The sequence below is a fragment of the Achromobacter sp. Marseille-Q0513 genome, assembly GCF_018195695.1.
Taxonomy (GTDB): Bacteria; Pseudomonadota; Gammaproteobacteria; order Burkholderiales; family Burkholderiaceae_B; genus Achromobacter.
Genome location: NZ_JAGTJY010000601.1, coordinates 1 through 380 on the forward strand (window position 1 = coordinate 1; position 380 = coordinate 380).

At 59.2% G+C, this 380-nt stretch carries 1 protein-coding gene; it reads right to left on the minus strand.

Annotation, left to right across the window (positions count from 1 at the left end):
• The coding region (locus KDH83_RS31935) for a hypothetical protein (protein WP_212323203.1) at positions 1-292 on the minus strand (292 nt) is incomplete at its 3' end.
• Positions 293-380 lie beyond the last annotated feature (88 nt).

Sequence of the window (380 nt, forward strand, 5' to 3'; positions counted from 1 at the left end):
GCGCCACGGAAACTATCGTTGTCAAGCTGAGAGCCAGTCGCGGGACCAGCAGCGCGAGCGAGAAGGCGTCAGTAGGTGCGGCAGCGAGTGCCACGAGGGGATGGCAGAGACGAGCGAACCAGCCAAGCACTGGCATCTGTGCGATCCACTGATAGAACTCTTGCCCGTATATGTAGGCTACCCCGCAGATCCCCACCAAACTGATGGCCAGGAGGAAACCCGGCAAGAGTAGAAACGGAAGTAGAAGCATGGTCTGGGTGTCGGGCAAGAATTCCCGTGCGTCCTTGCTCATGATATCGGAGCCGCCAGCGACAGGGTTGTTGTCACGGTGGAAGTGTGTGCTGGCGCAGAAGCCGACCAACATTCCGACGAGGATGAGG